At 60.1% G+C, this 22,155-nt stretch carries 21 protein-coding genes; 12 read left to right on the top strand and 9 right to left on the bottom strand.

What is annotated here, in order from left to right:
* Positions 1 to 182 precede the first annotated feature (182 nt).
* From ACZ1JM_RS01075 to ACZ1JM_RS01090, 4 genes are all read left to right on the top strand, one after another.
* On the top strand, positions 183 to 599 hold the full coding sequence (locus tag ACZ1JM_RS01075) for a DUF2231 domain-containing protein (RefSeq protein ID WP_465132550.1): 417 nt from the start codon (positions 183 to 185) through the stop codon (positions 597 to 599).
* A complete protein-coding gene (locus ACZ1JM_RS01080; protein ID WP_465132253.1) occupies positions 596 to 1,915 on the top strand; it encodes a PQQ-dependent sugar dehydrogenase in 1,320 nt (439 codons plus the stop codon). The genes ACZ1JM_RS01075 and ACZ1JM_RS01080 overlap by 4 nt, the downstream gene beginning before the upstream one ends.
* Positions 1,916 to 2,031: 116 nt before the next feature.
* Positions 2,032 to 5,328, top strand: coding sequence for a PAS domain S-box protein (locus tag ACZ1JM_RS01085; RefSeq protein WP_465132254.1), 3,297 nt, complete (start codon positions 2,032 to 2,034; stop codon positions 5,326 to 5,328).
* A 148-nt stretch (positions 5,329 to 5,476) separates the two neighbouring features.
* Positions 5,477 to 7,309 (top strand): bifunctional diguanylate cyclase/phosphodiesterase, encoded by a 1,833-nt coding sequence (locus ACZ1JM_RS01090; RefSeq protein ID WP_465132255.1) that lies wholly within the window; start codon positions 5,477 to 5,479, stop codon positions 7,307 to 7,309.
* Between the two features lie 72 nt (positions 7,310 to 7,381).
* On the opposite strand, the gene ACZ1JM_RS01095 is transcribed toward ACZ1JM_RS01090, so the two are convergent.
* A complete protein-coding gene (locus ACZ1JM_RS01095; protein WP_465132256.1) occupies positions 7,382 to 7,657 on the bottom strand; it encodes an HU family DNA-binding protein in 276 nt (91 codons plus the stop codon).
* Positions 7,658 to 7,886: 229 nt separating this feature from the next.
* On the opposite strand from ACZ1JM_RS01095, the gene ACZ1JM_RS01100 reads away from it, so the two are divergent.
* Positions 7,887 to 8,684 (top strand): transporter, encoded by a 798-nt coding sequence (locus ACZ1JM_RS01100; protein ID WP_465132257.1) that lies wholly within the window; start codon positions 7,887 to 7,889, stop codon positions 8,682 to 8,684.
* A gap of 7 nt (positions 8,685 to 8,691) precedes the next feature.
* Here the strand turns inward: ACZ1JM_RS01100 and ACZ1JM_RS01105 are convergent, their stop codons facing one another.
* From ACZ1JM_RS01105 to ACZ1JM_RS01115, 3 genes are all read right to left on the bottom strand, one after another.
* Entirely contained in the window at positions 8,692 to 9,330 is a 639-nt protein-coding gene (locus ACZ1JM_RS01105; RefSeq protein ID WP_465132258.1) for a glutathione S-transferase family protein, read from the bottom strand.
* Between the two features lie 33 nt (positions 9,331 to 9,363).
* Positions 9,364 to 11,433 carry an AsmA family protein gene (locus ACZ1JM_RS01110; RefSeq protein ID WP_465132259.1) on the bottom strand — a complete coding sequence of 690 codons (2,070 nt, stop codon included), beginning with the start codon at positions 11,431 to 11,433 and terminating at the stop codon, positions 9,364 to 9,366.
* 102 nt (positions 11,434 to 11,535) lie between these two features.
* Complete coding sequence (locus ACZ1JM_RS01115; protein ID WP_465132260.1) at positions 11,536 to 12,996, bottom strand: CYTH and CHAD domain-containing protein; 1,461 nt, start codon at positions 12,994 to 12,996, stop codon at positions 11,536 to 11,538.
* A gap of 214 nt (positions 12,997 to 13,210) precedes the next feature.
* Here ACZ1JM_RS01115 and ACZ1JM_RS01120 point away from each other — a divergent pair, with 214 nt between their 5' ends.
* Positions 13,211 to 14,023 carry a Ros/MucR family transcriptional regulator gene (locus ACZ1JM_RS01120; RefSeq protein ID WP_465132261.1) on the top strand — a complete coding sequence of 271 codons (813 nt, stop codon included), beginning with the start codon at positions 13,211 to 13,213 and terminating at the stop codon, positions 14,021 to 14,023.
* 94 nt (positions 14,024 to 14,117) lie between these two features.
* On the opposite strand, the gene ACZ1JM_RS01125 is transcribed toward ACZ1JM_RS01120, so the two are convergent.
* A complete protein-coding gene (locus tag ACZ1JM_RS01125; protein WP_465132262.1) occupies positions 14,118 to 14,585 on the bottom strand; it encodes an Lrp/AsnC family transcriptional regulator in 468 nt (155 codons plus the stop codon).
* Between the two features lie 139 nt (positions 14,586 to 14,724).
* On the opposite strand from ACZ1JM_RS01125, the gene alr reads away from it, so the two are divergent.
* The 4 genes from alr to ACZ1JM_RS01145 all read left to right on the top strand — a co-directional run bounded on the left by alr (position 14,725) and on the right by ACZ1JM_RS01145 (position 17,884).
* Positions 14,725 to 15,855, top strand: coding sequence for an alanine racemase (gene alr / locus ACZ1JM_RS01130; protein WP_465132263.1), 1,131 nt, complete (start codon positions 14,725 to 14,727; stop codon positions 15,853 to 15,855).
* Positions 15,852 to 17,114: a D-amino acid dehydrogenase gene (locus ACZ1JM_RS01135; RefSeq protein WP_465132264.1), complete on the top strand. Its 1,263-nt coding sequence runs from the start codon at positions 15,852 to 15,854 to the stop codon at positions 17,112 to 17,114. Before alr ends, ACZ1JM_RS01135 begins: the two co-directional genes overlap by 4 nt.
* Before the next feature lie 32 nt (positions 17,115 to 17,146).
* Positions 17,147 to 17,494: a RidA family protein gene (locus ACZ1JM_RS01140; RefSeq protein WP_465132265.1), complete on the top strand. Its 348-nt coding sequence runs from the start codon at positions 17,147 to 17,149 to the stop codon at positions 17,492 to 17,494.
* A gap of 90 nt (positions 17,495 to 17,584) precedes the next feature.
* On the top strand, positions 17,585 to 17,884 hold the full coding sequence (locus tag ACZ1JM_RS01145) for a hypothetical protein (RefSeq protein WP_465132266.1): 300 nt from the start codon (positions 17,585 to 17,587) through the stop codon (positions 17,882 to 17,884).
* Positions 17,885 to 18,003: 119 nt separating this feature from the next.
* Here ACZ1JM_RS01145 and ACZ1JM_RS01150 read toward each other — a convergent pair whose 3' ends face one another.
* Both ACZ1JM_RS01150 and ACZ1JM_RS01155 read right to left on the bottom strand, forming a co-directional pair.
* Complete coding sequence (locus ACZ1JM_RS01150; RefSeq protein ID WP_465132267.1) at positions 18,004 to 18,771, bottom strand: hypothetical protein; 768 nt, start codon at positions 18,769 to 18,771, stop codon at positions 18,004 to 18,006.
* A 123-nt stretch (positions 18,772 to 18,894) separates the two neighbouring features.
* Positions 18,895 to 20,118 carry a S8 family serine peptidase gene (locus ACZ1JM_RS01155; protein ID WP_465132268.1) on the bottom strand — a complete coding sequence of 408 codons (1,224 nt, stop codon included), beginning with the start codon at positions 20,116 to 20,118 and terminating at the stop codon, positions 18,895 to 18,897.
* Positions 20,119 to 20,201: 83 nt separating this feature from the next.
* Between ACZ1JM_RS01155 and ACZ1JM_RS01160 the strand changes: the two genes are divergently transcribed.
* The gene (locus ACZ1JM_RS01160; RefSeq protein WP_465132269.1) at positions 20,202 to 20,699 is read left to right on the top strand and encodes an RNA polymerase sigma factor; all 498 of its coding nucleotides are present in this window, start codon (positions 20,202 to 20,204) and stop codon (positions 20,697 to 20,699) included.
* Positions 20,696 to 21,478, top strand: a complete 783-nt coding sequence (locus ACZ1JM_RS01165) for an anti-sigma factor family protein (protein WP_465132270.1) — start codon at positions 20,696 to 20,698, stop codon at positions 21,476 to 21,478. The genes ACZ1JM_RS01160 and ACZ1JM_RS01165 overlap by 4 nt, the downstream gene beginning before the upstream one ends.
* Before the next feature lie 25 nt (positions 21,479 to 21,503).
* On the opposite strand, the gene ACZ1JM_RS01170 is transcribed toward ACZ1JM_RS01165, so the two are convergent.
* Together ACZ1JM_RS01170 and ACZ1JM_RS01175 are read right to left on the bottom strand one after the other, a co-directional pair.
* Complete coding sequence (locus ACZ1JM_RS01170; RefSeq protein WP_465132271.1) at positions 21,504 to 21,800, bottom strand: putative quinol monooxygenase; 297 nt, start codon at positions 21,798 to 21,800, stop codon at positions 21,504 to 21,506.
* A gap of 5 nt (positions 21,801 to 21,805) precedes the next feature.
* Positions 21,806 to 22,108, bottom strand: a complete 303-nt coding sequence (locus ACZ1JM_RS01175; RefSeq protein WP_465132272.1) for a putative quinol monooxygenase — start codon at positions 22,106 to 22,108, stop codon at positions 21,806 to 21,808.
* Positions 22,109 to 22,155: the final 47 nt, after the last annotated feature.

Raw genomic sequence — 22,155 nt, forward strand, 5'->3', positions numbered from 1 at the left:
AGAGCAGGTTTTCGCCTGCCTGCGCAACCCCAATATCTCCAGACAGGATCAAGCGACTGCCAGAAAGAGCCGCTGCCGAGGTGAATTTTGCAAAGTCGATCAACACTCTGCGCGCAACCAAACCGGCGCGGTACGCATTGCCCCCGATAGACGCGCATCGTGCGTTTCCCAGGAGAATGAACTTGCCGGCCGCTCTTTCCCGCCCTCCGACGGTGCTTCACACGCTGCATTCGCTGCTTCTGGCGTTTCCGGTCGCGATGTTTCCGGCGGCGCTGCTGTCCGATGTCACGTATCTCAACAGCGCCGAAATGCAGTGGTCGAACTTCGCGGCATGGCTGATCACTGGCGCGCTGGTGTTCGGCGGGTTCGTCATGCTTGGTGCGTTCATCGCGGTTCTGCGCAAGACAGGCAGCCTGTTCTACCTGATCGTCGTCGCCGGCATGTGGGTCGTCGGACTGGTGAACGCCTTCCAGCATAGCCGCGACGCGTGGAGTTCAGTCGGCACGACCGGACTGGCGCTGTCGGTGATCTCCACGGTGCTCGCTCTCATTGCCGGATGGCTCGGTTTTTCAGGTCTGGCATGGAGAAGGCGGGTATGATCGGTTCACGTAAAGGCGCGAGCCTGCTTGGCCTCTCGATGGTTTTGGCGCTGGCCGCTTGCGGCAAGACGCCGGATGTCGATCAGACCGGCCCGAAGCCTACTTTGCCGGGGCAAAAGGAAACGCTGATCCCGCCGATGAAGATCGCCACGCCTACGGGCTGGGATGGTGCGATGCCGACCGTTCCCAAGGGCTTTTCGATCACGCCGTTCGCGTCGAATCTCAAAATCCCGCGCCAGATGCTGGTATTGCCCAACGGTGACCTGCTGGTGGCTGAAGGCACCGGGGACAGCGCGCCCAAGCTGCGCCCCAAGGACGTAATTGCAGGGTACATCAAGAGCTTGGGTAAGTCGGATGTCAAAGGAGGCAATCGGGTCACGTTGCTGCGTGATGCCAATCGCGATGGCAAAGTGGACACACGCACTGTCCTGATCGACAAGTTGAACGCGCCCTATGGCATGGCGCTGGTCGGCGGCGACTTGTATATCGCCAATCAGGACGAACTGCTGCGTTTCCCCTACCAGCCGGGCCAGACGCGTATCGACGTACCGGGCCAGGTGGTGACCAAGCTACCCTCCAAGCCCAACCACCACTGGACCAAATCGCTGGCGGCCAGCGCGGACGGATCAAAGCTGTACGTCGGCATCGGATCGAACAGCAACATCGGCGAACGCGGCATGGCGATCGAGCAGGATCGCGCCGTCGTCTGGGAAATCGATCGAGCCACCGGCGCGCATCGCACGTACGCATCCGGCATTCGCAACCCCACCGCGCTAGCGATCAACCCGGCCAATCAGCAGCTTTGGGCCGTCGTCAACGAGCGTGACGAACTGGGCGCGCAACTGGTGCCAGACTATTTGACCTCCGTCCGTCCGGGCGCGTTCTATGGCTGGCCGTACAGCTATTGGGGCGCCAACGTCGATCCGCGTGTCCAGCCGCAAAAGCCGGATATGGTCCGCAAGGCGATAGCGCCGGATTATGCCCTTGGCTCGCACGTTGCCGCACTGGGCGTCACATTCGTCACCGGCGGCGGCTTCGGCGGCAATTATGCCGATGGTGCATTCGTGGGCGAACATGGCAGCTGGAACCGGCGACAGCTGGCCGGCTACAAAGTGGTCTGGATTCCGTTCACCAACGGGCGCCCCACCGGCAAGCCGCGTGATTTCCTCACCGGCTTCATCGGCGATGACGGCAAGGCAAGGGGCCGCCCGGTGGGCGTAACGTACGATCCGCAAGGGCGCGCGTTGTTTGTGGCGGACGACCTTTCCAATACGGTGTGGCGCATCGCGCCATCCGGGGCCTCTCCCGCCAGATGACAATCCTGTAAACCGCGCGGAAAACATTCTGCGGCAGTTTGTACTTTGTCATCCGATGGGGCAGGGACGGCGGCATACCTCGGCGCCCGAGTAAAAGTGACCAAGAGCTGATCCGAATGAGCGAAGCATCTGTTCTGGAAGCACGGCGCGATGCGCTGAAGCAGTATGACATCCTGGACACCCCGCGCGAGCAGGCTTTCGATGAAATCGCCGAACTGGCGGCCGCTTTATGTCAGGCACCCATCGCGGTCGTCAATTTTGTGAGCGCGGAACGGCAGTTCTTCAAGGCGGAAGTCGGACTGGGAGTGCGCGAGACCCCGCTGGAAACGTCATTCTGCGTGCATGCCCTGCAGGAAGAAGAATTCCTGATCGTCCCCGATGCGACGCAAAACGGGCATTTCAGCTGCAATCCGCTGGTATCCGGCGATCCGGGGCTGAGGTTCTATGCGGGCGCGCTGCTCAAGACGGCGGACGGCACACCGATCGGCACCTTGTGTGTGCTGGACTATAAACCCCGCGAACTCGATCCCGTCCAGCAGCAGGCTCTGCGGGTTCTGGCGCGGCAGACGATGACGACGCTTGAACTGCGGCGCGCGGCTACGCTCGCCCAACGCCAACAGGCCCGCCACCGCGCGATCGTGGACAGTGCGGCGGACTACGCCGTCATCGTCACCGATCTTTCCGGCACGATTACCGACTGGAGCGCCGGGGCAGCGGCCACGTTCGGGTGGGATGCCGAGGATATGATCGGCAGTTCGCTCTCCGCCGTATTCACCGACGAGGATCGTGCAGCCTCCGTGCTCGAACAGGAGATGGCGGATGCGTTGAACTCGGATGATGGATCGAAGACCATCGAACGATGGTATTCGCGCGGGGCGGGGGCCAGGTTCTGGGGCAGCGGCAAGATGTCGCCGCTGCGCGACGATGAGGCCCGACACCTGGGCTATGTCAAAGTGCTGCGCAACCGGACGACCGAACATCTGGCCGAGCAGCACCTGAGCGATACCGAAGCGCGGCTTCGTCAGGCGCAGGAAGCGGGCGGCGTCGGCCTGTTTACCGTCGAATTGGCGGATGAGATGGTGACCGCCACCGCGCAGTTTTGCCGGCTCCACGGTCTTCCCGTGCAAAGCCAGCATTCGGTCGCCGCCTTTCAGGATCAGGTCATCGCAGAGGACCAGCATCTGTTGGCAAGCGCCAATGCTCGTAAATTTGGCGAGATCACGCGCGAGATCGAGTATCGAGTGAAAGACCCCGGTACGGGGGACATTCGTTGGCTCGCTCGTACCGGGGAAATGGAATGCGACGATGAAGGCAGGCCGCTGCGCTTCGTCGGGGTCGCCCGGGACATCACGTCACAGCGAGAGGCGCTGGACGCGCTGGCCCGTAGCGAAGAACGCTATCGCGCTCTTTTCGAAGCGGTGGACGATGGCTTTTGCATCATCGAGTTCTTCGACGGTCCCCATGGCCCGCTGAGCGACTACGTTCATGTCGAGGCCAACGCCGGATACGAAAGGCAGTCCGGCATCGCCAATGTCGCTGGCGTGACCCTGCGGGAACTCGAGCCGGACGATGCCGAAGGATGGGCTGACCTTTACGGGCAGGTGTTGCGCACCGGAGAGCCGATCCGGTTCGAACGATATTTTCTCGCCGCTGGCCGGCATATCGAGGTATCCGCCGCGCGGGTCGAACCGGCGAGCCGCAGACAAGTCTCCGTACTCTTCCGTGATATCGACGCTCGCAAGCGCGCCGAAGATGCCCTGCGCGCCAGCGAGGCCCTGGCCCGAACCAATATCGAGCGGGTAAAGCTGGCACTGTCTGCAGGCGCGATCATCGGAACCTGGCTGTGGGACGTCGTGAACGACCGCTTCACGGTGGACGAGGCATTTGCGCGCTCCTTCGGTCTCGACCCCGCTCGCGGTTTTGAGGGCCTGAGCCTGGCACAAGTCGTGGAGACGGTGCATCCCGACGATCAGGAAGGACTGGCGGCAGCGATCGACGCCGCGATCAAGAACGGGTCCGCTTACGCCCACCAGTATCGTGTGAAACGCACGGATGGTAATTTCTACTGGATCGAGGCAAACGGTCGGGTGGAATGTGCACCAGACGGCACGCCCATCAGCTTTCCCGGGGTATTGCTCGACATTCAGCAGCGACGCGCGATTGAGGCGGAGCGGGATCGCGCCGCTGCTGCCCTGCGCGCCTTGAACGATACGCTGGAGCAGCGCGTCGCCTCGCGCACCGCAGAGCTTATGCAGGCTGAAGAACAGCTGCGGCAGGCCCAGAAGATGGAGGCCGTCGGCCAGTTGACCGGTGGCCTCGCACATGATTTCAACAATCTGCTGGCGGGCATTTCCGGTGCGCTTGAGATGGTGGGGATCAGGCTGAACCAGGGCCGTCTGCCGGATGTCGACAAATATCTGGTCGCTGCGCAAGGGGCTGCCCGTCGTGCCGCTGCACTGACACACCGGCTCCTGGCATTCTCGCGCCGCCAGACGCTCGACCCTCGCCCTACAAACGTCAACACGCTGGTCAATGGGATGACCGATCTGATCCAGCGCACGGTCGGCCCCTCTATCAAGGTCGAAACTGTAGGGGCGGGGGGCCTGTGGCCGACACTGGTGGACCCCAGCCAGCTGGAAAACGCGCTGCTGAACTTATGCATCAACGCCCGTGACGCGATGCCGGATGGCGGCCGAATCACCATCGAAACGGCCAACAAATGGCTGGATTTGAACGGCGCGCGTACCCACGACATCCCGGAGGGCCAGTATCTCTCCCTATGCGTGACGGACACCGGCACCGGCATGGCGCCCGACACGATCAGTAAGGCGTTCGACCCGTTCTTCACCACCAAGCCGATCGGGCAGGGGACGGGCCTCGGCTTGTCGATGATCTACGGTTTTGCAAAGCAGTCCGGCGGCCAGGTACGCATCTACTCGGAGATTGGGGAAGGCACCACCGTATGCATCTATCTTCCGCGTCACTATGGCGACGCAACGGAAGATGCCGCCGCCACCACGAACAGTTCAACAGTCGGTAGCGATCAGGGGGAAACCATCCTTGTCGTCGATGATGAACCGAGTGTTCGCATGCTCATCGCGGACATCCTGGAAGATCGAGGGTATGCTGTCATCGAAGCAGGAGACAGTGCTGCCGGGTTGAAAATCCTGCAATCAGATGCCCGGATCGACCTCCTAGTCAGCGACGTCGGTTTGCCCGGAGGCATGAACGGGCGTCAGATGGCAGAAGCAGGCCGCCAGAACCGCCCGGACCTGAAAGTGCTTTTCATAACTGGTTACGCGGAGAACGCAGTCATCGGCAACGGCCATCTGGGGCCAGGCATGCAGGTGCTGACCAAGCCGTTTGTGGTCGAACAACTGGCCTCCCGCGTCCGGGATATGATGGACCACTAAGCAAAAAAGCCCATCCGCCGCCGCCTGCTGCGACCTTTCTTCCTTTACATTCAGTTCGGTTGTATATTGAGACCAGTGTCAGTCATTTTCATTAATCTTTATGAGCGATTGTGATTCTGCGGCATTTTTCAAAGTATTGAGATCTCACGTGACCGAATTTCAGAACATGATTCTGGAGATGATAGCGAAAGGTGAAGACCTGTCGCATACCATACTCCGTTTGTGCAATGAGGTAGAAAAGCGCGCGCCCGGCGTATTGTGTTCGGTCCTGACGATCGATCCTGAGGGAAGGCTCTGTTCGCTGGCTGCACCCAGTTTGCCGGCCAGTTACTCCTCGGTGATCGATGGGGTGTCGATCGGTCCGGGGATCGGTTCATGTGGTGAAGCTGCATATTTCGGCAAAGAAGTCACTTCCCGCGACATCACGACGGATCCGAATTGGGCATCCTTTCACCAGCTTATCGTCCCGCTTGGCATTCGTGCTTGCTGGTCCAGCCCCATCTTCGACGCCAAAGGAACGGTAATCGCGACCTTTGCATTCTACTATTTCGAAAGCCGAGGGCCGTCAGACATCGACCGCGAACTGGTACGACAATGCGTGAATCTGTGCACCATCGCGCTGGATCGGCATCGCCGGCTGCAAGAACACGAACGGCGGGCCAACACGGACGCGCTTACGGATCTGTCGAACCGCCACGCATTCAACAACGCCCTCGGTGGACTGAACTGTTCAACGCCCGGAGCCTGGGCCCTGTGTCTTGTCGATCTCGACAATCTGAAGGTGGTCAACGATACCTTCGGGCATCGGGCCGGAGACGCAATGCTGCGTACGGTTGCAGATCGGCTTGCTGCGGCTTGTTCGCCAGACACGGTGTTCCGGGTGGGCGGCGATGAATTTGCCATTATTATTCACGATCCGGCGTCCCTGGCTGATCTGGATACCACGATGGACCGTTATCTGCGTGCGCTGGTCCCACCGGCGGACTGCGGCGGCAATGTAGTGGGACCGAAAGCGACTATCGGCCTGGCGATCGTCTCTCACGGTGACGCGGTTCCCGATAGGGTACGCCAAAACGCGGACTTTGCATTGTATCATGCAAAGGAAACCGGGCGCGGTGGGTTCATGCGCTATTGGCCTGGCATCCGTACCCGAATGACCCGGCGGCTGACAGCGATCCGTGAAGTGGATGCGGCATTACGCGAGAACCGGATCGAAGCTTTCTATCAACCAGTGGTCCTGTTCAAGACCGGAGGCATAATCGGCATGGAAGCCTTGTGCCGTATGCGCATAGGCGATCAATACGTACCGGCCAGTTCCTTTCAGGATGCTATTACCGACGCACATATTGCCTCATCGATCACCCGGGTCATGATAGGTCAGGTCGCTCGCGATATTCGCGCCTGGCTCGATCTCGGCATCCCGGTGCAGCATGTGGGGATCAACGTGTCCTCCGTCGATTTCCACAACGAATCCATCTACACCACCCTTTGCGAGAGCTTCGACCGTCACAACGTGCCGCTCAAGCATGTGATTCTCGAGGTTACCGAATCAGTCTACATGGACGATGACGCCGGTATCGTGCGGCGGTCCATGGCCGCATTGCGGGCTCAGGGGCTGCGTATTGCGCTCGATGATTTCGGTACCGGCTATGCCTCTCTCACCCATCTGATGAGCGTGCCGGTAGACATCATCAAGATCGACAGGTCGTTTGTCGAAGCCCTTTTTGCCGACGGACCGAGCGCAGTGATCGTCGAAGGCATCATCGGTATAGCGCGAAAGCTCGGCTTGGGGATCGTTGCGGAAGGTGTCGAAAGTATGGCTCAGGCGCGGCGCCTGATGGAGCTCGACTGTGCTGTCGGGCAAGGTTTTTTCTATTCGCCGGCGCTCAACAAAGAGGATGCAAGCCAGCTTATGCTAAGGTTTGCACAGAGTGGAGAGCCGCCTCAAATAATTCCTATAACCAACTATAATGTCGGATAAAAATGACTGAAAGCGGTCAGTAGCGCCGGATATGGCGTTCCGCGCGATGCGGAACGCCATCCCATGCGGGACTTAGCCGTTCAGCTTGTCCTTGATCGCCTTGGCGGGAGCGAAGGCCAGCTTCTTGGATGCCTTGATGGTCATCGTCTCGCCAGTGGCGGGATTGCGACCTTCACGTTCCGGGCTGTCCTTCACCTTGAACTTGCCGAAGCCGTTCAGAGAAACTTCTTCTCCCTTCGAGGCTGCGTCACCGATCGCGTCGAAGACGGCATCGACGATCTTGCGCGCATCGGCCTTGGTGATGCCGTTGCTTGCGGCGATGGTATCGGCGAGATCGCTGTTGTTCATGATCGTTCTTCCCGTACAATTGAGTTTATGGGGGGTTCGTCCTAGCCATATTCACATGCTTCGTCACGACCTTGGATTAAAAGCCATAAAACTGTTTTGTTGAGGCCAATCCTGCAAATTGGCAGGCGAGCGGTTGTGGGGTACCTGCCGGCGAGAGGCGAAAGGCAAAAACCGTTCGGCTTCCACATCGCCGGACCATCGCGTCCGCACTTCGAAAGACGGCTGGCCCATGCGCATCACCATAGCCTTGCTCCTTGCCATCGCAGTCACTCCAGCGACGGCTTTGGCAAAGGATCGTGATTATTGCCCCGACCGGCCCGGCATGGATACGCCGCCGTGCACGATGGAGCCGGGGCGCACTTCTGTGGAAGTCGGTCTGGGGGACTGGACTCTCGATCGCAATCGGGAGGAACGGCAGGATACAGTCGAGCTGGGCGACGTGCTGGTGCGATACGGGATCGCTGACCACGCTGAGGTTCAGGTCGGCTGGACTGCACTCGGCCTGTCTCGCACGCGAGACCTTATTACCGGCAGGGTCGACAAGGACAGCGGCGTCGGTGATGTGACGCTGGCCGTCCGGCGCAACGTGCTGAACCCGGACGGTTCGGCTTTCTCAGTCGCAGTGATGCCATTCGTGACGCTGCCGGTCGGCTGGCAACCGATCGGCGCGGGAGACTGGTCCACCGGTCTGCTGATACCGGCATCCTATCAGGTGTCCGATACGCTCAGCTTGTCGTCGACCACGGAGTTTGACGCAGCGGTTGATCAGGATGGGTCCGGCAGGCACTTTGCCGTGAGCGAAACGGTGGGGGCCAACTTGAAGCTGGCCAGCCAGCTGACCGCAACTGTCGAGTACCAGGCTCTGGACGATCGCGATCCGCAAGGGCACGCTGTGGAGCAGCGCTCTGGCTTGTCCCTGGGGTGGCAGCCTTCCGACAACCTGCAACTCGATGTCGGCGGCAACGTGGGTCTGAACCATAACGCCGCAGACGTGGAGATCTACTTCGGCTTTTCGCGGCGGCTTTAGAGAGAACCTAAGCGTACTTGTAAGGGCCGCCAGCGGACAACGCTGCCTGGTACGCAGGGCGAGCATGGATGGTATCCAGCCAGGCGATCGTTGCTGGCCTTGATCCGTCGAGGCCACCACGGTCGCGAGCGGCCTCTAGCGGAAAGCTCATCATCACATCGGCAGCGGAGAATTCCGTACCCACAAACCAAAGCCGTGATGCCAGTTCGCTCTCGACGTAGTCGAGATGAACATCGATCATCGGCTGTATTCGCTTCTGTGCTGCTTTGCCGAATAGCGGAACACGGGCCAGCACCAGTTTCAGAAGCAACGGCGGCATCATCGATCCTTCCGCGTAATGCAGGAAGTATCGGTATCGAAGCGCACCGTCGATGTCATCAGGCCGCCCCAGTCGACCGCTGGCAACGTCGATCAGATATTCGATGATCGCACCCGTTTCGGCTATCGTGCGTGGACCTGTCGGCGCCGCATCATCGACGATGACGGGCGACTTGCCCAAAGGATGGATGGCGCGCAGTTCGGGAGGTGCGAGCATGGTTTGTTTATCGCGTTCGTACCGTTTTACCTGATAAGGAATGGCCAGTTCCTCAAGCAGCCACAACACACGCTGAGAGCGCGAATTTTCCAGGTGATGAACTATAATCATCGCGCTTCTCCAATTGCTGGCAGGTGATAAACCTCAGTCGCCTTTTTTGTTCGCCTTGCCGTGGCCGACATCGTCGCGCGGCTTACCCTTGGTGGTGCGTTGAGCAGATGCTCTCGCGCCAGCCAGGACAGGGCCGCAAGCGGCGGACTTGGCATCGCCGACGTCTACGAAGGCAAGAAGCCCAGCAACCGGTGTAGCCACGATCGCAAGACCCAATCCCACGCCGGCCCGGCCCACCAGCTGCGGACTGATGACGTCCAGTTTCGGCTCGGCGAAGTGACCGCCGATCCCCACGGGTGATTGGCCGGAGAACAGACTGAACTTCTTGGCGTCGGCCCTAAATGCCATGTCCACGGCTTCGGTACCGAAGCTGAACCCGCCACGCCCGGTGATGACGTTCTTGCGCGTATCGATAAGGATCGGGTCGGTAGCGGCCAGGCCGTTACGGACCGTGAAGGCAACCAGACCGCAATTCACCTGCACCGGCGCTTTCAGCTTCCCCTGAAACATCTTGTAGGCAAACGTCCCCAGGTCCAGCTCTGCCAGCTGAACATTTCGCGTCCACAGATCGCCATTGGGTATCACGAAGGCAATGCGTCCCGACGACGTCGCAAGGGAATCGTGGATACTGTCGCCCCGGCCATCCAGCTTGATCCTGCCGGAGATAGTCCCCGTAGTGCCTGCCTCCGCCACGCCGTATCCCGCCAGCAGGCGGCCCATCGGCGTGGGGGACAGACGAATGTCGTAATTGATGGAGGAGGGGCGCGGGTTGGTGTCGATCTTGATGTTGGATACCACGTCCCCCCGCGCCATGGAGAACTTTAGCGGAGAGAGCGCCAACCGTCCCCGTTGGAGCGAAAGCTTCATGGAGATCTTCTCGATCGGCACGTTCCGTGATCGGACGACCCCAATCGTCCAGTCGAGGCCGGCATCGAACCGCTGCATGGACGCGACCGGCAATTCCGCGTCCGGCATGACCCGCTGTGGCCCGGCACCGGTCGCGGCAGCGGCAGCCACCGCACCCTTTTCTGCCACGATGTCCGGGTTGTAACCGATGAAGGGCGCTGCATCGACAATGTCCAGGCGGCGCGTCTTGAGCACTGCATCAATCCGGACTCGATCCTTGTTAGTGACGGTAAAGCGGCCCGTCACGTCGGATCGACCGAAGTTGCCCGTCAAGTCCGTGAAGCGATACGTGGTGTCATCCTTCACCATCTGACCTTTCAGCGCGTACCGCCGCGTCTGCGGGATGGCGACGTCGATGATGTTCAGCAGGTCAGAAAGGTCCTGTCCTTTCGCTGCAACGGCCAGAGGTGTGTCCTCTATGTCCGCGATGGACGGGAGAGTGCCGGATACGTCGATCACGTTGTTCGCGGCCCACGCGCGCAAGACCAGTCGGTTGGCGCCGCGGTTCGCCGTCTGATCGGGAGAAAGCAGTTGGGCCGTGACCCGGAAGGGTGTCGATCGTACTTTACCATCGCCTTTGACGCCGATCGCCTTGCCGATGCGGGCATCGCGGGACACGATAGGGTCGACCGTCAGGTTTGCGATCAGTGGCATGACGGGATCGACGTAGCGAACTTTGGTGCCCGTAACCGATGCCTCGTCAATGCGGGGAAATTCGAAAGGCTTGCCGCCTGACCCGTCGCCGAATGTCCAGGTGTTACGCTTGCGGGTCCGATCCCACTCAAGGTCGATGCGTCCATCCGCGAGATCGAGCGTGTAAAAATGCCGCCGTCCGAACAGCATCGACAGCGGGGCGATCCTGGCATCCACTCGTTTGGCGGTGAAAAGACTGCGCTCGCCCGCCCATGCCGGGTTGGATACATCCAGACCCTCTGCCACGAACTTGATACGCAAAGGGGCGAAGTATAGCTGGAATTCACCGTCGACCGTGATCTTGCGGTCCATCAAGGACCCTGCAATCCGCTCGAAAGGGTATTTGAGAAAACGACCTTTGGTGACGAACAACACCAACCACACCGCGAAGACCGTGCCGATCAGGATCAGTAAGGCCTTGCGTAGGATCCGTCGCCGACGTTTGCCCTCAGGCTCCACCGGCGAGGAATTTATAGCGTCTTCGTCTGGTCGGGCTGTGTCCATGATAGAGGCGCAGCGCGTGACGGGACCATAGGTTTCCAACCAGTACGGTTTAACGGCAGTTTGCCCCTAATATCGTTCGGAAGCTCGGTGAATTGCCGTCCGTCATCGCCAGAAGCGCTGGCTGTCCATCAGCGCGTCATAGTCCCTCTCCGCCCCTGCGATCAGCTTTTCTCTTTGCCGAGCGTCGATCAGTTCGGCAGCGTTCGGTGCGGCAGCCAGGCCTGAGCGGTTCAGCACCTCGCCGGTGTGGGCAAGGTCATTCAGCTTGCCTAGGCGATCCTGAAGCTTCTCCAACCGCGACACGAACTCTTTGTGACGATGCCGCTCTGGCTTCTTTTCATAAATCGCCGCGAAGAATTCCGTGGCGTAGCGCAACTTCTTTGCGGCTTTGCGCAAATCATGCCGCGCATCGTCGTCCTTGTCGGCAAGATCACGGCCCTGTTTCTTGACGCGGCGGCGAAGCTTATCGAGAGCACTGTTGGCGAAACATTTTATGTCAGCGGTTCGAATGCTTTCGCTATCCAAACGCTGCTGCCACTCACCCACTTCCACCCATTCGACGAAGTCGAGTATCAGATGGCGTTCCCGGTTCGACTGAAGCGCATTGATAGCGTCTGCATAGGCATTATCCTGCGCGGCAAGCAGGTCGTCTTTCAATGGCCCATCGTCGGCACGGGCAATCAGAACATCCAGATCCCTTGCCTTGCCGATTTCACCCGCCAACCAACGCAGCTCCTGGTTGAAGTGTTCAACGCGGCCATCGGTCAACATCTCCTTATAGATCGAAAGGGCCGAACGAAGCCGGCGCAGGGCGACCCTTGCCTGATGCAGCGCCCCAGCGTCTCGTTTGTCTAAGACCAATGGGATATTCAGGCGCAGATGTCGAAGGCAAGCATATGCGATCGTCTTGAAACCCGCACCTGCGGTCATGTCCGCTTTTAGTTCCACGGGCTCTGCTTTGGTTCGGGTCGGGGTCGGGCCGAGCAGGCGGTAACCACGTTCTCCCTTACTCAGAACGCCGAGATGTACTGGCACTATTTCACTGATACGGTGTGCAAATGCGAATAATGATGAAGGATCGGCGCCCTTTGACTCCAGTTCAACTTCGCAAATCGGACTTTCGCGGTCTCCGGCAATAATACGCCCGCGATCCAACGCGATCTCGATCCCGTCCCGATCCCAGATATGTCTTTCATTTTCGACCCTGAACATCGGTTCGATCGCGTCTGCGCGCTTGCCGAGGATAGACCGGACTGGCGTACTATCATCAAGCACAGGATCGTCGTCCGCTACGTCGAACTCCCATTCCTTGCGCATGAACATGCTGGATTTTACGCCACTGGCCTTGACGGTCTGCCTTCGCTTGTCCCCGCTGATACGGATACGCAAGGATAAGCCTGCATTTGCCAGATCATGCTTGTCCGTATCGAAGTAGATGGCTTCCTGAAGTACCGCTGAAGGATCAGACCCGAACAGGTCGGACCGTTCAAGAACATCGGCTTCATGGAGAGAGAGCTCCAACTTAAGTTCGATTTCGACATCATCGTCAGCGCGGTGAGCCATGCGTCATCTTTCATGTCTTGCGATCCCGACCCATTCCAACGAACGAACACACAGATCGGGTGCAGCAACCATCAAATATGATCAAAGCAGTGCAAATTGTTCCCTTTTTGCTTGAAAATCGTTTGAAACAAGTCGAACAATGTATATCTGGCATGTTCGGCCGGAAGTAGCCGTACGTTCACGTCCGCATATTCAAGCATTGGAAAGCTGGAAAATGTCCGAAATTGACAACTCGTTCGACGTCGCGGAACTCACTGTGCAATTGCTGAGCGCGTATTTGGCGAATAACACCATTGCGTCTGACGAGATTGCGGGACTGATCCGCACCACCCGCGCCGCGTTGACCGAACAGCCGCAGGCTGAGCCGGTCGAACCCGAAGCATCGAAGTATACGCCGGCGGTCTCCGTTCGTAAGAGCTTGAGTTCGCAGGATCACATCATCAGCCTTATCGACGGCAAGCCATATAAGGTTCTGAAACGCCATCTGGCGACGCATGGATTGACGCCCGACACCTATCGTGAGCGGTACAGTCTGCCTGCAAGCTATCCAATGGTAGCGCCGACTTTTGCGGCGCACCGCCGGGCGATCGCGGAAAAGATTGGTCTCGGCAGCCGTAGGGGAGCCACAGCTCCCGCGAAGACTGAAGCGGCGCCGGATACTACATCCGAACAAAAGGTTTCGGCATCTCCGGCTACAGCAGAAGCCAAGCAGCCTGCCGCCAACTCGACTTCGTCCTCGCGAAAGGCTCCTGCCAAGTCCGCTGCAAAGGCAGCGGGTGAAGCTGGTGCGCCCAAGGCCAAGACAGCGGCTTCGAAATCGGCATCCGCCCCGGCTGCCGGCAACAAGACTGACGAAGCGCCCAAGCGCGGCAAACTCGGCCTTTTTGGCAAAGGTAACGCCAAGGGCGATGGGGCAGACGAAGGTGCTCCGGCACCCAAGACTGCCGCAGCGGATAAGACCGCCAAGGCTGCAAAGCCGAAGCGTATGGCGCGCGCGCCCAAGGCTTCCTCCGGCAACGCTGAATAGTTTTATTCTAAACCGGATCGCTAAAAGATCTGCCGGTCTCTGATCGGCAGATCTTTTTTATATGCCCCGTCTAACTTGCCTTAGTCGCAGCAACTCAACGCCGTCCACGACGGGGGCGTAATGCGTCACGCATGGCGAAGTTGGAACTGATCCGCGTTACGCCCGGCAGACGGGACAGTACCTCCACATGAACGGATTCATAGGCGGCCACGCTTTCCGTGCGAAGTCGAACCCAATAGTCGGCCTCGCCTGCCATGAGGAAGCATTCCCGCACTTCCGGACATTGTCGGATAGCCTTTTCGAAGCGTGACAGATATTCATCTGTCTGCCGCTCGAGCGTGACCTCCACCACAACATCGACGCCCCGTTCATCATCTTCCTGCGGACCGGTTATGACGGTATAACCGCGGATGACGCCGCGATCTTCCATGATCTTTATACGGCGCAGACAGGCGGATGGTGACAATCCCACCTCCTTGGCTATCTCCGCGTTGGGACGTCGCCCGTCCATCCGCAGCAATCTCAGAATGGCGCGATCAAGCTCGTCAAGCGACCATGACATCGTGTTTCATTTCTCTCGTATGAAATAGGATCTTCAAGTCGCTATTAGTCGATCATGCGACACTTTGGCAGAAAATTTCGGTGAACATGCGGTATATCTGGGCGCGATAAGTCAGAGGGTGAAGGATTGAAGCGCTATCATGAATGCCAGCGCGACATTGACGATAGATTTTGACGCATTGGCGTCAAATTATCGGCGCTTATGCAATGAAGTGAGCCCAGCTTCCGTGGCGGGTGTCGTCAAGGCCAACGGATACGGTCTTGGTGCGGCGAATGTGTCGCGGACACTGATCAGCGAAGGATGCCGCCATCTGTTCGTCGCCCTTCTGGGTGAAGCTGCGGAACTTAAACCGAGCCTGCCTGACGACGTGCCTGTGTACGTGCTCAATGGGCTTATGCCCGGAGCAGAGGTTCAGTGTGCTGCGTTAGGCGCGATCCCAGTGCTCAATTCGCTCGCGCAGATAGAGCGTTGGGCCAACCTCGCCGCCGAACGACAGGAAACACTGCCTGCGGTCTTGCAAGTGGACACTGGCATGTCGCGAATGGGGCTGCCTGCGGACGAGTTGACCGAAGTTTTGCGGCGTCCCGAACTTCTGGCACACATCGATGTGCGCATGATCATGAGCCATCTGGCATGCGCCGATACTCCCGCCGATCCCGCCAATGCAGAGCAAGCAGCCAGGTTCACGCAGATTGCAGAACGCTTCCCGGGCGTTCTGCGTGCGCTGGACAATAGTGGCGGTGCGTTTCTTCCGCGTGGTCATTTCGATATCGTGAGGGCAGGCATCGCGATGTACGGCGGCGCTCCGAACGATGGGCCCAATCCGATGCGTCCAGTCGTCGCTCTTGAGGCGCGCATTGCTCAGCTTCGCACGATCCCGGCGGGAACGGGAGTGGGCTATGGTCTTACCTTCCGCACGGAGCGTGAGAGCAGGATCGCAACCATCCCGGTCGGATACGCCGATGGTTGGCCACGCAGCCTCGGCAATCGCGGCGCTGCCTTTATTGCCGGGGAGCGGGTTCCGATCGCGGGACGCGTGTCGATGGACAGCATGACCCTCGACGTGACGGAGATCGACCCCGCACATCTGTACGAAGGCGCGCCGGTGGAACTGATCGGATCCAATCAGACCGTCGACATGGTCGCCACGGATGCAGGGACCATTTCCTACGAAATTCTGACACAGTTGGGGCGGCGCTATGAGCGGATATGCCGGCCCGCCAAGCCTGACCTGATGGACGACGAAGCAAGAATGGGCCATTCACAATGAAGATCGCTATCCTTGGAAGCGGTGTAATCGGGGTCACGACCGCATGGTATCTCGCGCAGGCGGGGCATCAGGTCGTGGTAGTCGACAGACAGGCAGGTCCCGCCCTCGAAACCAGCTTCGGCAACGCGGGAGAAATTTCGCCGGGCTATGCGTCGCCGTGGGCTGCACCGGGGATTCCGATGAAAGCGGCAAAGTGGCTGATGATGCGGCATGCCCCGCTGATCTTGCGCCCTCATCTCGACATGGCGATGCTTCGTTGGCTGGTGGCGATGCTGGGCAACTGCAACGCGCGTGATTACGCCATCAACAAGGCACGCATGGTCCGTCTGGCGGAGTTCAGCCGGGACCGTTTGATCGAACTGCGGGGAGAGACAGGCATCCGCTATGACGAGCGCAGCCAAGGCACCCTCCAACTGTTCCGTGAGCAAAAGCAGATGGACGGGATCGGCAAGGACGTTGCCGTGCTCAAGGCCGATGGCGTGCCGTTCGAAGTGCTGGATCGGGCAGGGTGCATTGCGGCCGAGCCAGGCCTGGCGAACAGCACCGTTCCGTTCGTCGGCGGGTTGCGTTTGCCGAATGACGAAACCGGTGACTGCTTCAAGTTTACCAATGCCCTAGCCAAAATGGCCCCAGAGCAGGGTGTTGAATTCGTAAATGATACGACGATCCTCAACCTCGTTCATGACGGATCCCGTATCTCCCATGCGGTCCTAGAGACGCAGGGAACGCGATCCAATCTCTCTGCCGATGCCTTCATTGTGGCGATGGGAAGCTATTCGCCGCAGATCGTCGCGCCCCTTGGAATCCGGCTGCCGGTGTACCCAGTAAAGGGTTATTCGATCACGGTGCCGATTGTGGACGAGGCTCTGGCGCCAGTTTCCACCTTGCTGGACGAAAGCTACAAAGTTGCGATCACTCGCCTGGGCGATCGCATCCGCGTGGGCGGGATGGCGGAGATTTCGGGATTTACGAAAGATCTTCCCGACGCTCGCCGCGCGACGCTCGAACATTCGGCCGGGACGCTGTTTCCGGGTGCCGGCGATATGGCGGCGGCGTCGTTCTGGTGCGGCCTGCGCCCGATGACTCCGGACAGCACTCCCGTCATCGGCCCGACTAAGGTGCCCAACCTTTATCTGAACACCGGGCATGGCACCTTGGGCTGGACCATGGCCTGCGGTTCGGCCCATGTCATGGCAGACATGATCAGTGGGCGTACCCCGGCAATTGAAGTCGGAGATTTGGCGATCAGCCGTTACTGACGGGCTTTCGCGGCATTTTGGGAGAATACGACATGGCCATTACTCGCATCGACCAGGGACCGCGCATGAGCGAAGCGGTGATCCATGGTGATACCATCTATCTCGCTGGACAAGTGGGCGAGGAAGGAGACAGCGTTGCCGACCAGACCAGAACCGCGCTTGCCGAAATCGAGGCGCTTCTGGACAAGGCGGGAAGCGACAAGGACCATTTGTTGATGGCGACCATTTGGCTCGCCGACATCGGTGACTTCGAGGAAATGAACTCGGTGTGGGATGCATGGATAGAGGGGCATCCAGCGCCAGCGCGTGCGACGGGGGAATCACGGCTGGCCTCGCCGGGCTGGAAGGTAGAGATCATCGTCACCGCCGCTCGCGTCTGATCGCACTCCCGATCTTGCAATTGCGTTCGGCTTTGGGCAACATGCTGCAATGCACAATCCTTCTCCCTGCCGAATGCCGCGCCGACCATCATGAGCGATCCAAGACTCCCCCTGATGGAGGCGATCACGCGAAGGATCGTTGTCGAAGCGCGGTATAACGGCGCGGTGATCCGCCTGGCGCCTCATTTCCTGTTCGAACGCCACGGCGAATTGTTTGTAAGCGCGTTGAACCTTAGCAAAGCCTGGCGCAGTGATGATGAACGTCGCCTTGGTCAGTTCAAGCTCGCGGGGCTGGCAGAAACGCGCGTGTTGGAAGACGCGTTCGAGCCGCTTCCGTCCTTTACGCCTGAGCCACCCCGAGCGGACGACACCTTGATCCTCTCGATCTGAGTGCCCCCTGACCCATACTCACCATGGGAATACCCCCGGAACGGAAGCATGGCGTCCATTCCGGGGGTGCCGTACCACCGCGCGTCGGTGGCGGTAAGTGCGCGGTAGCCTAGTCGAGTTTACTGAGCGTCGGTGCCGCTGCTGACACCGAGGCTCCCCGAACCGCTGGCACCGTTCCTCGATGCCGAGCCGTTGCCCGAGCCGCTTACGCTGGTATTGCGCTTGCCGGCACGGGCGTTCGCGGAACCGCTGCTGGAGCTGCTAGCCGAAGCGTCGGACGCGGTGGAGGCAGCATCGCTGGCTTTGCTGCGAGCGGCCTGCGCCTGCTCGGTGGCAGTCGAGCGTGCCGTGTCGGCGGCACTCGATGCCGTGCCGACAACTTGCGAGGCCGCACCGGTCGCATCAAGGCTGCCCGTCAGGCTGCCGGATCCCGAACCGGTTGCGGTGCCGGTGGCGCCTGAGCGGTCTACCGATCCTGAAGCCGACCCATTGCCGGAGCCGGTCGCGCTGTTGGTTGCCGATCCCAGCGACCCAGTGGCGCCTTCAGCGGTGGATCGTGCGTTGCCGATCACGCCGGTCGCCGCCGAGGTATCGGGCGTCTTAGCGCGCGGTGCACGAACCGATTTGCGCGCGCTGCCCCGGCCGCTGCCTTCGGCGCGCGACGATACGCTGCGGCCTGTCCTTGAAGCGCTGATGTCTCCTGCGCCGCTGACCGTACTGTCCATCGTGCTGCCGACACCGCCCAGGGTGCCTCCAACCGAGCCACCGAGTCCACCGCCGAGCGCGCCGCCGACGCCGCCACCGCCCAGCAATTGCGCATTGGCTGCGCCCGGCACGCCGATAAGAGCAAGAGTGGCGATCGCCGTTCCAAGAGTGAGCTTGTTCATGGGTATGCTCCTTCCGTTGTAATCTTGTCCGGGGCAGGCTGTCTGCCTCGGGAATGTCTGATGGAAGGAACGGGTGGGTGTTATGATTTCATCCCGACCCGGATCGTTTTTTCTGAAATTTCTTCAAAGGCCGGACCGGCAGATATTGCACAAAACCCCGCGACCGGTCCGACGGGAGGGTTTCAGCGCTTCCTGTTCCACGGCCTTCACGGCACTGGTGACGCTGCCGTTCATCACTCTTGCCGCGATGCGAGAAGCGGCCAGCGGTGCTGCGTAGGAAGTTCCGCGCAACGAAACTCGTCCTTTGCCGGGCACCAGTGCAGACATGTCTGCGCCCGGGGCTGCATAATCGAGGTGAGTGGCCCGTCCGGCTTCGATCAGCACGTGGCCCGCGCCATCCACCCCGGTCACGGCAATCACGCCCGGATAAGATGCGGGGTAGGAGAGGGGGGACGCGGCGCCATCGTTACCCACCGCAGCGACAACAACCATGCCTTTTCCCAATGCCGATGCGACTGCACGATCGAGCAGGGGGTTGGCTGGCCCGACTAAACTGATCGAGACCACGGGGACGCGTTGCACCTGCATCCATCCCAGTGCCTTGGCGATTGCGAGGGCGTTTCCGCCCGCCGGGTCGCTGCCATAAACGTCCGCGCCATATATTCGCGCCGTACCCGCACCGGTCAGCAGCGATGCGATGGCGCTGGCGTGATCGCTTGGCTTGGTACCGTTTGCGAAACTGCGCTGCGCGACAACTCGCTTCGATCCGGCGATTGCGCCGTCGATCACTCCTACGGTTCCGCCACGCGGCAGCGGGGATGACGAACTCGATGATGCACCCGCGTCCACAGCTTTGCCGGACAGGAAATAAAGCTGGTCGGCGGATATGGTTCGCCCCGGTAGCAGCGTCCTCAACCGTTCGACTGCTTTGCCGAGGGGGACGCCCGGTGGGGAGGACAGCCGGGCAAAGGCCACGCCCAGCCCTTCGATGCTCGCCTGTTCCAGTACATTGTAACCCTCCTTGCGGGCGAGTTCGATGTCGGCGGGGGAGGGGTGCAGCAGCAGCGCTTCTCCTCGCACGGCGGGTTGACGCTGATCGTCGAATTGGATCCGATCGCCATGATCGGCGACTAGGCGGTTGAGCCGCTGCATCCGCTCGTTCGCCAGAGTGCGTACATTTTTGACGGTATCGCCGATCGGCCTTAGCGCAGGCCCGGCGACATCACGCAATGCGTCGCTGACGCGGCCGACCGTGCCCATCGGGTCGATCGCGCCGCCCAGTTGAGCGTGGACCGGAACGGAAACCACGGTCACGGCCAAGGCCAGATATGTTGTAGTGCGTTTCATTGGCTTGTCCGTTATCGATTTTCGTTCCACTCAGGGATGAAACGCAAGGATCCATCCGTTTCATCCTCAGGCAAGACATTTCGATGAGCAAAGACCATTTCTGCGAAGAGCTGACAGCCATGCTGCCGCGCCTGCGGCGGTTTGCTCGCGGCCTTGCGCATGATGCGGCCGATGCTGACGATTTGTGCCAGCAAACGGTAGAGCGCGCGCTCAAGAACCGCCAGCAATGGCAGGAGGGAACGCGCCTCGATGCTTGGGTATACAGGATCATGCGCAACCAGTGGATCGATGAAATACGCGCAAGGACACGGCGTTCACAGACTTTCGTTCGCGAGGACGAAGGTGTCAACGTGGGTATGGCCGGTGATCGCGATGCCGAAAATGCCGTCGAACTGGGCAATGTGGGACGGGCATTGGCGCGTCTCCCCGATGAGCAGCGAGAAGCGGTGATTTTGGTGCTGGTGGAAGGCTTTCCTTACAAGGAAGCGGCGGAAATCATGGGCGTGCCCCAAGGGACGCTCACCTCGCGACTGGGCCGGGGCCGAGAGGCGCTGTTGCGTGAATTGGGAGAAGTGGCGTGACCATTTCCGATGAAGACCTGATGGCATTTGCCGATGGCGAACTGACCGGCTCCGATGCGGAGCGCGTCGCTGCCGCCGTGGCTGCCGATCCCACACTGTCGGCAAGGATCGAGGATGAGCGGCGCTTGCGGACCATGCTGAAGGGCCACCTTGACCCGGTATTGCAGGAGCCGGTGCCGGAAAACCTGACCTTGCTCATTGCCGACGCCGCAGCCGACGAGGCCGAGCGTGACATGACGGATGCGCCGGTCGGCACGCCCGCGCAAGTGCTGGACTTAGCAGCAGCCCGCGCGCGACGTGCGGCAAAAGACAAGGCGCAGAAACGTCCAGCGCGACCATGGCCCGCCCAATGGCGGACCGGTGCCGCCCTCGCGGCCTCGCTGGTGCTCGGGGTGTTGTTGGGCGCGCAAGTTGGCGGGCGTGGCAACGTTGCGGAAATCGACGGACAATTGGTCGCGTCGGGGTCGCTTGCCCGCAATCTTGAAGGGCGGCTTGCGAGCTCGGAAGGCTCGGACTTGCGGATACTCGCCAGCTTTCAGCGCGATGGTGAGTATTGCCGGGTCTACGATGGCGGTGCGAGTGCCGGGATTGCCTGCAAGGAACGGGATCAGTGGGTGCTCGAGCGCACGGTCCCGGGAAGCAAGCCATCCACCAGCCAATATCGCCAGGCCGGGTCGCCTCTTGCCGACCTTATGGCAAATGCCCAAGCGATGGCCGGCAGCGACCCGCTCGATGCACAGCAGGAACGTGACGCCCGCGCGAGGCAATGGAAGAGGTAATGGTCCGTTACGAAGCCGTCTGGCGTCATGGCAGGGAGCGGTAGAACTCCAGCTTCATGTCTTCGGCCGCGCATTCCAGTATCGGCGGCACCAGGCGATCGTGGAAATCAATGTGCATGTGCTTCTCGAAGGCAGCCTCGTCCCGGAATGTCGCTACGATCTGGAACAGGTCCGGATCGGTTTCCGACTGGAACAACTCGTAGACCAGGGCATCCGGTTCGTGTTCAAATACCAGGGCCTTGAGCTCGGCCTGCAGCGCGATCAGGTCGTCACGCTTTTCGGGGCGGGTACGCAGCTGGGCGATGAAGCTTTTGCCGGGCATTGTGCTTAAGCCTTTTCGTGGGGGGCAAGGTCGAACAGCAGTTCGCGTTCGTATGTCCCTTCCATACAGCCGATGATCCTTTCGATAAGCGGCTTGTTATGAGCGTAGTCCATGTGCCGCTGATCGGCGGCTTCATCGACAAAACTTTCGTGAACGGCAAACATTCCCGGTTCGCCAAGCCGAAAGAACTTGTAAGCCAGCGTACCCGGCTCCTGCTTAGCCAGTTCTTCCATCTCGCGCGCCAAGGAAATAAACTCTTCCTGACGGTCTTCGCGGATGTGAAAGCGGGATAGAAAACTGAAAGCCATCGACCGTATCTCCTTTCAGATGAGGCGCGCCTTTATGGATGCTGCCC

It is taken from the genome of Novosphingobium sp. BL-S-24, from assembly GCF_055521575.1.